This is a genomic window from Limisphaera ngatamarikiensis (assembly GCF_011044775.1).
GTDB classification, from domain to species: domain Bacteria; phylum Verrucomicrobiota; class Verrucomicrobiia; order Limisphaerales; family Limisphaeraceae; genus Limisphaera; species Limisphaera ngatamarikiensis.
In genome coordinates this window covers 28,614-41,068 of sequence record NZ_JAAKYA010000092.1, presented here as the reverse complement: position 1 = coordinate 41,068, position 12,455 = coordinate 28,614, and the positions used below count along the sequence as shown (strand labels likewise).

Below are 12,455 nucleotides of genomic sequence, written 5' to 3'. Positions count from 1 at the left end.
GCTGGTCGTGTCCACCATCGTCTCGCCCGTGGTCAGCCCCAAACGCGAACCACCCCCGGTCCCGCCCCGGATGATGTAGCCGCCCAGGATCATCACCGGCTTGCTCAACCCGTTCCAAAAGGCCGTCTCGTTGGCCTGCTGATAGTGCGAGCTGGGAACCGAACGGCTGATGATCACCAGGTCGTTGGTCTGCAGAGCCGCAATGAAGTCGGGATTGGCATCCGCACTGTCCACCGTCACCAGCCGGGTCACCGTATGACCCCGGGCCCGCAACAACCGGGTGTAGCCGGCATCCGGCGCATTGGTAAAACCCGCCCCGGCCGCCGTCGCGTCCGGCTGATCGTCCGCAGGATGAAAACTGACAAAGGCGATGTTGGCTCCGGCCGGCTTTTGTGCAACCACTCGCAACGTGCCGTTCGTGTTCAGGGCTGAAGTGTCCCAGGCCAGCCCTGCAGGCAGGGGCGGCAGCGCGAAATTGGAAAACGCACCGGCATACACCCTGGCATCAAAGAGCTTGAAGCTATCGCCGGCCGACAGGGTACCGCCCAGGTTCGTGACGACCAGCATGCCGCCGCAGGTGAGCGTTCCGCCCACCACGAGCCGGTCATGGCTGGCCATGGTTTTGTTGATTTCCATGACCGCCCGGCCGGAGGGACTGAAAGTGACGTTGCCCGATACGGTCAGGGTTCCGATGCTGCTGCCCGCGGTCGGGCCCGGATTCAATGTCCCGTGCACGGTGACGTTGCCACCGATGAATCCGGTGCCGCCCAGTGTGCCTGAGGTATTGACGGTGAGGGGGCTGGTCGAGTTTGTCCCGATACCATTGTAGAGGAGTGTGCCGGCGTTGATGGTGGTCGGGCCGGTGTGTGCGAGGTTGGTGCCCGAGAGCGTCCAGGTGCCCGTGCCGACCTTGATGAGGCCGACATTGTTGAAGGTGTTTCCGGCAAATGTGGCGGAGGTGTTGAGGCCGCCGACGCTCCAAATCACCGGCAGACCTCCATTGCCACCCGGTGCGGACAGGTTGCTACCGGGTGCACCTGCCAATTCGCCGATCGGAATGGTGGGAGTGCCACTGACCCGGTTCTGCAAGCTTGCCAGGCTGGCCAGGTTGAGCCTTGCGCCGGGCAGACCGGCCCTGTTGTTCAGTCGGAAATCACCCCCGTCACTGTCCGTGACGACGTTGATTTGCCCGGTGAAGCCCGACCAATCGCCCCGGAAATCCGTCCGGACATAGCCGACATACACGGTGAATGTGCCCGCGCCGGTGAGTGAACCGGTCAGAGAGGAGCGTCCGTCACAGTTGATACGCCCGGAGCAGCCGGCTGGCACGATAAAGTTTTGCGGATAACTGAGGCTGGCTTGCAGATCCATGTAGCTCAGTGTCCCGTTGATGAATATGACGGGCCCTGTGCCCAACCCGTAAATGTTCCCACGGCTATCCAGCAGGTTGATCGCGCCGGATTCGATGATTGTGCCGCCGGTGAAACTGTTGCTGGCGCTCAGGGCCAGTGTGCCGCCACCGGTCTTGCGCAGGGTGCCGGTGCCGACCATTGGACCGGCCAGGGTGAGCTGGCTGCCAGTCACGTCAAGGGTGTTGGTGCCGGGACCAAGCGTGAGCCCGCGGTCCGTGTAGGCCTGGGAATTGACGCGCAGGGTGGCACCCGAGGTCAGCAGGATGTTCGACGGGTCGGGCGACGCCGAGCCTAGGGCACTGGGGAAGCCACTCGGTTCAAGCGTGGGAACAATCAAGGTCCCACCGGCGATTACAGTGCGGCCGGTGTAGGTGTTGTTCCCCGCCAGGAGGGTGAGTGAACCGGTGTTGGACTTGAGCACGCTTGCCGCGCCCATCAGACCTCCGTCACCGGTGAAGGTGTAGTTGAGCGTGCTGTTCACGACGACCTTTGCAGCCGGCAGCCAGTCGCTGAGTCGGACGGTGAGATTGGAGGCTCCTGTGTTGTCGAAGTACACGGTGTCACCCGGCATGAACACGTCCTGGTTCGTGCCGTTGAGCCAGTTGGGTGTGTGAGCCAGGTCCCACGCGTTGTTGTTGAGCCCACCGGTCCATACGACGGTTGCCGGTGCACGCGTGGGTCGGACCCAGAGTTCCAACTGATTGGCGCGGTTGGTGAAGGTGTGCGGGATCCCTTCCAGTCCAACCGTGCGCAGGGCCGCCAGGGAACCCGAGAACGTGCCGGAGTACGAGATGAGCGGGTAGTACCCGGCCGACACGTTGGTGTTGAGGCGCCAGATGCGAAACGTGTTGGTACCCAGCAGGGTCAGGTTGCCGGTCACAATCACCCGGTCGTTCTTCCGGACGCTGCCGGAAGGATCGTCGGAAAGGTCGAAGTCGTTCAAGCTGTTGTGGAGTGTCAGGTTGTTGGCGATGGTGAGAGTGCCCGGGGCGTTGGTGCCGTTGCCGGGCGAGAGACCTCCGTTGCGCTGGATGGTAACCGGTGCGGAGACGATGCCCGTTCCGGACAGCCGGCCGTCCAGCCATGTGCCGCCGCGCACCGTTAGCGGGGAGTTAATGAGGTGACCATGCACAACCAGAGACCCTTCGGCCACCAGCGTGCGTCCGCTGTAGGTGTTGGTTCCCAGCAGGATGAGTCGGCCGCCCCCGACCTTGGTCAGTTTCATGGGACCCGACAACCGGCCCGGACCGGCGAATGTGTAGTCCCTGGGGGAGTACACCGTGACCTCGGCCGGCTGAAGGTCGGTGGTCAGGTGGATGGAAACATGATTGGACCCGCTGATATCGAACAGAACCGAATCACCCTGCTGGTAGGGGACGGCAGTGAAGTTGGAAACCCAGAGGTTGTTGGTCAACCAATTGGGTGTAACGCCGACGTCCCAAAGATTACTACCGCCGCCGCGCCAGACAAGCCGTGCGTTGGAAAAGGGCGCCGGCGGTGGCGGATCCATGTCTCCGCCCAGGTAGTAATCCACGTAGGCGGACTGCCAGTAGCCCTTGGTGACGGCCTGGATGCGGTATTGCCCGTTGTGCATGAGACAGTAGAGCCGGTTGGTGGCCGGGATCTTGGTGATGTAGATACGGATTTCGCTGTTGTCGTTTGCGGGCAGGACAAGCTCCTCCCGCCAGTCACCCAGGATGTCCCCGCAGAAATTGGGCCGGCCGCCATAGAGCCAGTAGACCCCGGGCGGTGTCTCGTTGTAGATGGTATAAATGCGGGTTGGAGTGCCCGGATTGGAGGGGTTGAACTTGCCAATGGCCGGCGACTCGCCCGTGCTTCCGACCGTCACCAGGAGTTCGCGGGCCGGGTCACTGTCCCACCAGATCGTCTCCACCGGCCATGGGTGAGTGTTGTAGATGACGTTGCCCTTGCAATCGTACAGGTTGGCCATGGTGGAGAACATCTCGCAGCCCCGGTGGTTGAGGTCGAAGTCGGCGGCCACGCCCCGCCCCACGTCGCCCACGCCGCCCAGGTACCATTTCTTGATGAACTTTCCCGTGGCCGCCTCGATCAGGGCCATGCCGAGGCCGGAGGGGTTGTCTTGCTGAATCAGAAACGTTTCCAAGCCGGGCCGGTCCGGGTCTATGTCGAGCGTGTGGAACCTGTCTCCGTGACCGATTTCCGGGTTGCCCCACATGTAGGTGCCGTCCACACGGAGGGCGTAACCGATGTCCTGGAATTCGTCGCGCCCGTCGTGATCCAGGTCGCCGAGTCGGATTTGATGGGCTTCCGGTGCCCAGGCGCTGGAGTGGAGCCAGGTCCAGAGCCTGGTGAGCGTGCCGTTGCGGTAGGTCCAGGCACTGGTGATTCCCTGGAAAGTGCCGTCATCGCGTCGGTTTTTGGCCTTGTAGATCAGCACGGGGCGTTTCCCGTCGTACAGGATGCCCATGTGGCCATTCAGCGGCCCATCCGCCAGGTACGGGTTGGGGACGGTGTCGCGCGCTCGTTCGCGACCGGTCAGGCCGTCGAGGATGGAAATGTATTGGGTATTGTCATCAGGGCCGGGAATGACGGTTCCATTTGGCAGGACGACCCCGCGGGCGGTGCGGAGGATGACCTCGGCACGTCCGTCGCCGTCCAGGTCATACACGGCCATGTTATCGCCGTGACCGATGTCGATCGCGCTGGCTCCGGGTTCGATACTGTATTGGTTGAGGCTGTTGGGGCCAAGGTCCACGCGCCACAGCAGGGTGCCGTCCCGGCGGTATGCGTCCACGTAAATGTTGGTGGTCACCGTGGGATGGAAACGCGGGAAAACGAAGTCGTATTCACCGTCGCCGTCCAGGTCGCCCACCCGGATGTAACCCACGCGTCGGGAAACACCGTCGGGAGTCGGTTGGATGGGTACCGGGATGTACTGTCGGACCGGCGCATTGGCCGGCAGTGTGAAGGGGGTGTTCGAGGGGTGCGCATAGGTGTCCGGCACTTCCACGCCGTTCAGCACGGGGCGCACCGACTACGTGTAGGCCACCGTGGCCAGATTGGGCGGTGTGTCCACGTAATCGGTTGTGTTGGTCAGGGGCGCGGCGTTGAGGCGGACCGGCGGGGCGCCGCCAGCGGCGCGGTAGAGGTTGAACCCAAGGTCTTCGGGGTCGTTACCCAGCAGGCGCCAGCTCACGTACACCTGTGTGCTGCTGATTCGCAGTGCGACCAGCCCGCGGCCCAGTGGTTCCATCTGACGTTGTGCGCGGGCAGGCAGTGCCATGACCACGGCGAGCAGGGCGGCCAGGAATGTTCCGCCGTGGAGGAACATGCCCCGGACGGGCCTCCCTGGCTGTGCGAAGCGTCCCGCGATGGCGATCGGAACCATCACTCCGTCTCCGTTTTGAGGCTGTGTTTTCGGTGTTCTCCCGGGCTTCCTACGGGATCAACCTATGGCGCAGGCGCCGGCGACTCAAGCGCAGGGTCGGGTCTGCCGGGTGCGGGGCCGTTTGGCCGGCGGACACGGCGGTTGTGGACGGGGATGGAGTGGCCGGGGTTTGTGGTTTCATGGCGGGGATTGAGGGCGGCACGGTCCCACGGCTTGCATGACCCGGTTGGCGAGGATCGGGCCGGGGCGGGAAGGGCAGGAACAGGACCGGGCTTGTAACCAAACCGTTGTTGGCGGCTCCATCCCCTGCGGAGCGGCCCCGGAAAGCGGGCGGCTCCAGGAGGAACGGAACGATGAACGTAGTCCGAGAGATCAACGAACTGGAGTTTGAGACGGTCGTGCTGAAGGCCGAACGGCCGGTGCTGGTGGACTTTTATGCGCCCTGGTGCGGGCCCTGCCGGATGTTGGCGCCCGTGCTGGAGCGCATGGCAGCCGAGTGGTCTGACCGGGTGGATTTTGTGAAGATCAACGTGGACGAGGCCCCGGAGCTGGCCATGCGGTATGGCATTACGGGGGTGCCGACGTTGATGCTCTTTTCGCGGGGCCGGGCGGTGGACCGGGTGGTGGGTTTGGTTCCGCCCCGGGCACTGGAGCAACGGCTGGCGCAGGCGTGTCTGGAACACGCCGCGCATTCGTAAGGGACCCGGGAGAAGGGCGATGCGCATGATCCTGCGATTGGCTTTGGGGGCGGTGACGGGTGCGGTGCTGGGCTACGGCTGGTACAAGCTGGTGGGTTGCAGCACCGGGACGTGTCCCTTGACCAGTCATCCGGTCATTAGCACGGTATATGGAGCGGTGCTGGGGGCGTTGGTTGCCTCCAGCCTGCACTGAATCGGCAACCTGATGTTGGGAGGACTGGCCTATGGAACGCATCATACGACGGTTTGCCGGTAGCTTCATTCTGCTGAGCCTGCTGCTGGCACATTATCACAGCCGGTATTGGTTGTGGTTCACCGCGTTCGTCGGGCTGAATCTGTTGCAGAGTTCGTTCACGGGCTTCTGCCCGTTGGAGACGATTCTGCGGCGGCTCGGCGTGGGCGGTGAGAAGTCGGGGCAGCAGGCTGCAGCGGCAGGGAGCTCGGCGCCCGCGACGGCGGGCGGCGGCGGCTCCTGCTGCCGTGGCTGAAACAAAGAGCTGACACGGTTGCGGCCCGGGTTCATCCTTGGGCCGCAAAACACTCAAAGAACTGATTTGCGACGGCCATGAAATTCAGGGCGATACCCTTTTTGTGCTTGTTTTTGGGCGTTTTGACCGGGTGCCATCGGCCGCATTCCGGTCCGGCCGAGTCGGCGCCGTCGTTACCTGCGGCGACGGTGAAGGTGCAGCCGGTGGAACGGCTACGGCGCTGGGCCACCGAGGAGGTGGTGGGCACGGTGCGGCCGAAACTCCGTGCGGCGCTGGAGGCCAAGGTGCAGGCCCGGATTGAGGAGATGCTGGTTGTGCCGGGCCAGAGTGTCCGTGCGGGGGAACTGCTGGTCCGTCTGGATGATCGGGAGATCCGCGCCCGGTACGAGCAAGCCCGGGCGGTGTACGAGCAGGCGGAACGGGATTTCCGGCGCCGGGAAAAGCTGTTTCAGGAACAGACCATTTCCCGGGCCGAGTACGATGCGGCGGAGGCGCAGTTGCGGGTTGCGGCCGCGGCGTTGCAGGAGGCGGAGACCCAACTGGGTCACACGCGAATCGTGGCGCCGTTTGACGGGGTGATCACGGCCAAACACGCGGACGTGGGCGACCTGGCGGTGCCGGGTCGGGCCCTGTTGGAGATCGAGGACCCGAAGGCGCTCCGGTTGGAGGCGGACCTGCCCGAGGCGTTGCTGGATCGGGTGCAGTTGGGTCAGACACTCACGGTGCGGGTTCCGGCGGCGCAGGTCACCCTGGAGGGGACGGTCAGTGAGATCACCCCCGTGGCGGATCCGCGGACGCGGACGTTTCCGGTGAAGGTGGATCTGCCGGCGCGGCCGGGTTTGCGCAGCGGGCAGTTTGGTCGGTTGCTGGTCCCGGTGGCGGAGGTGGAGGCCATCCGGGTTCCGGTGCGGGCCATTCACGTCAAGGGACAGATGGAGCTGGCCTACGTGGTGAAGGAGGGCCGGGCGGAACTGCGGCTGGTGAAGACCGGCAAGCGGCTGGGGGAGGAGGTGGAGGTGGTTTCGGGACTGGCCGCGGGGGAAAGCCTTGTTGTGGAGTCGGATCGGCCTTTGCGGGATGGGCAGCCGGTGACGATCCGATGAGCGGTGCGGGGGACCGGCGGAGGTTGAGTCGGACGCTGCAGGAGGGACGGTTATGAACCAGGGCACATTGAAGCACACGCCGGCGGTGCATGCGGGTTTGGGCGTGGCCGGGCGACTGGCGCGGGCCTTCATTGATTCGAAGCTGACGCCGCTGCTGGTTGTCACGTCGGTTTTGCTCGGCGTGTTTGCCGTGTTGATGCTGCCGCGGGAGGAGGAGCCGCAGATCAAGGTGCCGATGGTGGACGTGATGGTCTCGATGCCCGGGGCGTCGGCCCGGGAGATTGAGGAACGTGTGACCCGGCCGATGGAGAAGCTGCTGTGGGAGATCCCGGGGGTGGAATACATCTACTCCACGTCCAAGGAAGGGGAGAGCCTGGTGATTGTGCGGTACAAGGTGGGGTCGGACCCGACGGAGAGCCTGGTCAAACTCACCGAGAAACTTCGCTCGAATTTTGACCGGATTCCGCACGGGGTGGGCCAGCCGCTGATCAAGCTGAAATCCATCGATGACGTGCCGATTCTGGCGCTGACCTTTCACAGTCCGAACCATGATCATCTGACGCTGCGCCGGCTGGTGGCCCAGGTGGACGACGCGGTGAAGCAGGTCCCGGAGGTGGCCGAGACGATGATCATTGGCGGGGCGCGCCGGCAGGTGCGGGTGTTGCTGGATCCGGTGCGGCTGGCGGCGCGGAATCTGAGTCCGGTGGGGCTGATTCCGATGCTGCAGCAGGCCAACCGGCAGTACCGGGCGGGCGGGCTGACCGGGGACGATCGCGAGGTGATCATCGAGACGGGGGGATTTCTCCGGAACGCCGAGGAGGTGGGGCAGGTGGTGGTGGGCGTGCACGGGGGCAAACCGGTGTATTTGCGGGACGTGGCCGACATCGTGGACGGCGCGGAGGAGCCGACCCAGTACGTGTTGTTTGGGTACGGTGCGGCGCGGCGGGGTGGCGAGCCGTTGCCCGAGGAGGAACCGGCGGTGACGCTGACGGTGGCGAAGCGGCCCGGGGCCAATGCCATCACGGTGGCGAACCGCGTGCTGCGCAAGATCGAGACCCTGCGGGGCACGCTGATACCGGCCGACGTGCAGGTGAGCATCACCCGTCATTACGGGGAGACGGCCGCGGAGAAATCGGATGAACTGCTGCTGCACATGGGGATTGCGGTGTTCGGGGTGTCGCTGCTGATCTGGATCACGTTGGGCATGCGGGAGGCGGGCATTGTGGGTGTGGCCATTCCGGCGACGCTGGCCCTGACGCTGCTGGTGTTTTACCTGACCGGGTTCACGCTGAACCGGATCACGTTGTTTGCGCTGATTTTCAGCATCGGGATCCTGGTGGATGATGCCATCGTGGTGGTGGAGAACATCGTGCGGCATTTCCATCTGCCGCACAACCGGGGCCGGCCCTGGAGCGAGATTGCCATTGAAGCCGTCCGGGAGGTGGGCAATCCGACGATCCTGGCGACCTTTGCCGTGATTGCGGCGGTGTTGCCGATGGCGTTTGTGGGTGGGTTGATGGGACCGTACATGCGGCCGATCCCCATTGGAGCCAGCGCGGCCATGTTCTGGTCGTTGTTGATCGCGTTCATTGTGACGCCGTGGGCGAGCATTCGGATTTTGCGCTGGGGCCGCAAGTATCGCCGGCTGACGGAGGGTGCGGCGGCGGGGCCGGCCCCCCGGACCCATGCGGAACATCCCGAGGACGCGTTCACGCGGTTGTACCGGCATTTCATGGGGCCGTTGATTGCGCATCCGCGGTGGCGGTGGTTGTTCCTGGGGGGCATCGCGATGCTCTTGCTGGCCGCGATGGCCACGGTGCCGCTGGGGTGGGTGAAGGTCAAAATGCTGCCCTTCGACAACAAGAGCGAGTTTCAGATCATTCTCAACATGCCGGAGGGCAGCTCGCTGGAACGCACGGCACGGGCCGCGCGCGAGATTGCGGCGGCGGTACGCACGGAACCCGAGGTGACGGATTATCAGATCTACGTGGGTACGGCCGCCCCCTTCAATTTTAACGGCCTGGTGCGGCATTATTTCATGCGGCGCGGTGCGCACGTGGCCGACCTGCAGATCAACCTGCTGCCGAAGGGCCAGCGCCGGGCACAGAGTCATGACATTGCCAAGCGGGTGCGTCCGCGCGTGGCGGAGATTGCCGAGAAGTACGGGGCGCGGGTGGCGGTGACGGAGGTGCCGCCGGGGCCGCCGGTGCTTCAGACCTTGGTGGCGGAGGTGTACGGGCCGAGCGAGGAGGATCGGCTGCGGCTGGCCGAGGAAGTGCGGCGCATTTTCAAGAGCACGCCCGGGGTGGTGGACGTGGACGCCTATATTGAGGCGGACCAGCCGCGGGCGCGGTTTGTGATCGACAAGGAGAAGGCCGCGCTGCACGGCATCAGTGCCGAGACCATCTCGCGCACCCTGCAGATTGCCGTGGGCGGGTTGTCCATCGACCTGGTCCATCAGCCGCGGGAGAAGGAGGATGTGAATCTGGTGCTGGAGCTGCCGCGGTGGGCCCGGACTTCGCCGGAGGAGCTGCTGGCGCTGTGGGTGCGATCCGGCGATGCCAATGCCCTGCCCGAGCCGGGTGCGGCGGGTGGGCCACCGCCGTTGATCCCGTTGCGGGAGCTGGTCCGGGTGGAATACGACATTGCGGACAAGAGCATTTACCACAAGAACCTCATGCCGGTGACGTACGTCATCGGGGACGTGGCGGGCGAGGCGGAGAGCCCCGTGTACGCCATTCTCAAGATGAACCGGGCCCTGCGGCAACTGGACACGCGCCTGTTTGGCGGGGACGGTGCCCCGTTGAAGATTTACAATGCGCGCATGCCGTTTACTGACCTGGCGCCGGCGATCAAGTGGGACGGGGAATGGCACATCACGCTGGAGGTGTTCCGCGATCTGGGTCTGGCGTTTGCCGCGGTGCTGGTGCTGATTTACGCGTTGATGGTCGGGTGGTTCCGCTCCTTCCTGACGCCGTGGATTGTGATGGCGGCGATTCCGTTTTCGTTGATCGGGATTTTGCCGGCGCATGGGGGCATGGGTGCGTTTTTTACGGCGACGTCCATGATCGGGTTCATGGCGGGTGCGGGCATTGTGGTGCGCAACTCGATCATTCTGGTGGATTTCATCGAACAGCGCCTGGCCGAGGGGCTGCCCCTGGCGGAGGCGGTGGTGGACGCCGGGGCGGTTCGGTTTCGGCCCATGTTGTTGACCGCCATGGCGGTGGTGGTGGGTGCGGCGGTGATTCTGGCGGATCCGATTTTCAACGGCCTGGCCATCTCGCTCATGGCCGGCGAGGTTGCGTCGTTGTTGATCAGCCGCATGGCGGTGCCGGTGCTGTATTACATGGCGTACCGGCATGTGTACGAGAAACCTGCGGAGGGGGGCATCCCGGTGACCGCGTCGTGACGGTCTGGCAGGGGGGCCATCGCGCCGCGCTGAAGCGTCAGAGATCGGGCAGCCAGTGGAGCAGCGTCTCCAACTGGGCCGCCGTGAGCCATGCGGCCGAGCCGGGTGCGGGGACCGGGTCCAGGTGGTTCATGGTCAGGGCGGCTGACAGGGGTTGCAGTTCGTAGGGCAGCTGGCTGGAGAGTCGTTGGACCCGGGCGGGTGAACACCGACAGATGAGCGATGCGATGCGGCCTTCGGCCGTGATGTGAACGATCGGGCCCATGGGCATGGGCGCGTCATCGAAGATGTCCGTCACGAAGGCGGGTGCATGGGGCTGCGTGGCTGCCGGTGTTTCCACGGCGAACCGGCGCGGGGGCGCGGGCGGTCCCCAACGACGCGCAGCCGCCTCCTCCCAATGCCGCGCCACGTAGAGGTGTCGCCGGGGGACGACGGTGCCGGCGGTTTCCCAAAGGATCGGCAGGTCCCGGCTGCCCAGGAGTATGCGGATGCCCTGCCAGGGCGGGGGTGGATGCCGGCCGCTCGTGGATGCTTCTTCCTGTCGCCAGAGGTAGAAGATTTGCGGCCGCAACCGGCCGCCGACGAAGATGGATTCCTCGTGAGCGAACATGCGCAGGTGCGGCGTTGGCGTCCCGGGGGCCGGCTCGGTTCCGATCACCTCCTCCAGGATCAAGGGTGCCAGGAGACCGGACCAGCCCTGGGTGGTTGGGGCATCGGGGGGCTTCCACAGTCGGGCCCGTGCGAAGCGATCGTTGGTTGGTGGGGCGGGGTTGGCGCGGGGTGGGCGGGGATCGTTCGCAGGGCCGGTTACGGTTGGATGGGAGCGACAGGCCGGCAGGAGCAGCACGGCGCCCGTGAGAAGCAGGGCGGGGAAGGCCGGGGCGATCTTGCGGAGCGGGGAACGTCTCATGCCTGGGTGCGGACGTATCCGTGGGCACGGAACCATTCGATGGCATCGGCGAAGGCCTGGCGGGGCGGGGTTTGGGGGAGGCCGAGCTCGCGGATGGCCCGGGCCGGGTTGAAGAACATGTGATAGCGGGCCATGCGGACACCGGCGAGGGGGGCGCGCGGCGGGCGGCCGGTAAGGGCGGCGCGGCGTTCGTCCAGCCAGGCGAACATGAAGGCCACCCACCAGGGGATGCGGAGGCGTGGCGCCGGCAGACCGGTGAGGTCGGACAGCACCTGCAGGGTTTGGCGCAGGGTCCAGTTTCCCTCGGCGTGGCCGAGGATGTAGCGCTCACCCACGCGCCCGCGTTCGGCGGCGAGGATGTGGCCCACGGCCACGTCCCGGACATGGACCCAGTTCAGTCCCGTGTCCACGTAGGCGGGCATGGCGCGGTTGAGGAAGTCCACGACGATTTTGCCCGTGGGGGTGGGTTTGATGTCGCGCGGGCCGAGGGGGGCGCTGGGGTTGACGATGACGACCGGGCTTCCGGCGCGGGCCCATTGGAGGGCGATCTGTTCGGCCTGCCATTTGGAGAGTTTGTAGGGGTTGGACATTTGGGCGGCGGAGACCGGTGTGGTTTCGTCCGAGGGGATCCAGCGGCCGTTTTGTTTTTTGGGCAGGCCGATGCAACCGACTGTGCTGGTATGGACGATGCGACGGCAGCCGGCGCGGGTGGCGGCCTCGATGACGTTGCGTGTACCCTCCACGTTGGTGGCGAACATGGGTCGGTAATCGGGCATCCAGAGGTGATAACTGGCGGCGACATGGAAGACCCAGTCGCACCCCTGCACGGCGCGGCGCACGGCTTCGGGATCGGTGACGTCGCCTTCGATCCATTCGCAGTCGGCGCCTTCGAGGGCGCGGCGGTCGCTGTGTTTGCGGGCCAGGGTCCGCACCGAGTGACCGCGGGCGATGAGCTCATGCACGAGGTTGGATCCGATGAATCCGGTGGCGCCTGTGACCAGACATTTCATGGCTGCGTTGGGTTGGGGGGAATCCGGTGGCCGGGTCAGGTCCCGGCGGAGGGTG

General features: G+C 65.2%; 9 protein-coding genes. 5 read left to right on the top strand and 4 right to left on the bottom strand.

Annotation, left to right across the window (positions count from 1 at the left end; genetic code table 11):
* Both G4L39_RS15850 and G4L39_RS13765 read right to left on the bottom strand, forming a co-directional pair.
* A partial coding sequence (locus G4L39_RS15850; RefSeq protein ID WP_205881032.1) for a rhamnogalacturonan lyase family protein occupies nucleotides 1–4,425 on the bottom strand: 4,425 nt, incomplete at its 3' end.
* Nucleotides 4,426–4,428: 3 nt separating this feature from the next.
* A complete protein-coding gene (locus G4L39_RS13765; protein ID WP_165109065.1) occupies nucleotides 4,429–4,782 on the bottom strand; it encodes a rhamnogalacturonan endolyase family protein in 354 nt (117 codons plus the stop codon).
* Between the two features lie 353 nt (nucleotides 4,783–5,135).
* On the opposite strand from G4L39_RS13765, the gene trxA reads away from it, so the two are divergent.
* From trxA to G4L39_RS13740, 5 genes are all read left to right on the top strand, one after another.
* The gene (gene trxA, locus G4L39_RS13760) at nucleotides 5,136–5,480 is read left to right on the top strand and encodes a thioredoxin (RefSeq protein WP_165109063.1); all 345 of its coding nucleotides are present in this window, start codon (nucleotides 5,136–5,138) and stop codon (nucleotides 5,478–5,480) included.
* Nucleotides 5,481–5,505: 25 nt separating this feature from the next.
* Entirely contained in the window at nucleotides 5,506–5,673 is a 168-nt protein-coding gene (locus G4L39_RS13755) for a DUF6132 family protein (protein WP_205881031.1), read from the top strand.
* Between the two features lie 31 nt (nucleotides 5,674–5,704).
* The gene (locus tag G4L39_RS13750; RefSeq protein ID WP_165109059.1) at nucleotides 5,705–5,968 is read left to right on the top strand and encodes a YgaP family membrane protein; all 264 of its coding nucleotides are present in this window, start codon (nucleotides 5,705–5,707) and stop codon (nucleotides 5,966–5,968) included.
* A 188-nt stretch (nucleotides 5,969–6,156) separates the two neighbouring features.
* Nucleotides 6,157–7,071, top strand: coding sequence for an efflux RND transporter periplasmic adaptor subunit (locus G4L39_RS13745; RefSeq protein WP_165109057.1), 915 nt, complete (start codon nucleotides 6,157–6,159; stop codon nucleotides 7,069–7,071).
* A 52-nt stretch (nucleotides 7,072–7,123) separates the two neighbouring features.
* Entirely contained in the window at nucleotides 7,124–10,480 is a 3,357-nt protein-coding gene (locus G4L39_RS13740) for an efflux RND transporter permease subunit (protein ID WP_165109055.1), read from the top strand.
* A gap of 37 nt (nucleotides 10,481–10,517) precedes the next feature.
* Here the strand turns inward: G4L39_RS13740 and G4L39_RS13735 are convergent, their stop codons facing one another.
* Both G4L39_RS13735 and hpnA read right to left on the bottom strand, forming a co-directional pair.
* On the bottom strand, nucleotides 10,518–11,390 hold the full coding sequence (locus G4L39_RS13735) for a hypothetical protein (RefSeq protein WP_165109053.1): 873 nt from the start codon (nucleotides 11,388–11,390) through the stop codon (nucleotides 10,518–10,520).
* On the bottom strand, nucleotides 11,387–12,455 hold a 1,069-nt coding region (gene hpnA / locus G4L39_RS13730), incomplete at its 5' end, for a hopanoid-associated sugar epimerase (protein WP_205881030.1). The genes G4L39_RS13735 and hpnA, both read right to left, overlap by 4 nt.

What these genes read in the sequence shown, in the direction of transcription:
- G4L39_RS13755 (WP_205881031.1), top strand. Translation starts at nt 5,506, where the DNA reads ATGATCCTGCGATTGGCTTTGGGGGCGGTGACGGGTGCGGTGCTGGGC.
- trxA (WP_165109063.1), top strand. Translation starts at nt 5,136, where the DNA reads ATGAACGTAGTCCGAGAGATCAACGAACTGGAGTTTGAGACGGTCGTG.
- G4L39_RS13765 (WP_165109065.1), bottom strand. Translation starts at nt 4,782, where the DNA reads ATGGTTCCGATCGCCATCGCGGGACGCTTCGCACAGCCAGGGAGGCCC.
- G4L39_RS13740 (WP_165109055.1), top strand. Translation starts at nt 7,124, where the DNA reads ATGAACCAGGGCACATTGAAGCACACGCCGGCGGTGCATGCGGGTTTG.
- G4L39_RS13750 (WP_165109059.1), top strand. Translation starts at nt 5,705, where the DNA reads ATGGAACGCATCATACGACGGTTTGCCGGTAGCTTCATTCTGCTGAGC.
- G4L39_RS13735 (WP_165109053.1), bottom strand. Translation starts at nt 11,390, where the DNA reads ATGAGACGTTCCCCGCTCCGCAAGATCGCCCCGGCCTTCCCCGCCCTG.